Genomic DNA, 315 nt, shown 5'->3' with positions numbered 1-315 from the left:
TTACCAATCTGAAAAACCAAATTAAAGTGATATCTCAGATATTTCCAAGAAATACGGCTGCTTAATTTAAAAACCTATTATTTTAAAGTCAACTAGTACTTATTAAGCAATTAAAAGATTTAATTTTATAGCACTGACGCAGTCTGAACAGCTATTTTAATATCTTGTTCTAATCCTTCAAAATCGCCATTATTGATTTTAAGTTTATCAAATAATTGACTTCCCATTCCTACGCAATTTACTCCTGCCTTGAACCATTCTTTTAAACCATCTTCTGTAGGGTTGATTCCTCCAGTAGGCATAATGGCTAGTTGT

1 pseudogene is annotated in these 315 nt (G+C 31.1%); it reads right to left on the bottom strand.

Annotated features, from left to right (window positions below):
- Positions 1-125: 125 nt before the first annotated feature.
- Positions 126-315 (bottom strand): annotated as a pseudogene (locus IL45_RS14620) (bifunctional 4-hydroxy-2-oxoglutarate aldolase/2-dehydro-3-deoxy-phosphogluconate aldolase); the annotation flags it as partial.

The sequence above is a fragment of the Nonlabens ulvanivorans genome, assembly GCF_000732625.1.
Lineage (GTDB): Bacteria > Bacteroidota > Bacteroidia > Flavobacteriales > Flavobacteriaceae > Nonlabens > Nonlabens ulvanivorans.
Note: the sequence above shows the minus strand (reverse complement) of the source record. Positions and strands in the feature narration are given on the sequence as shown.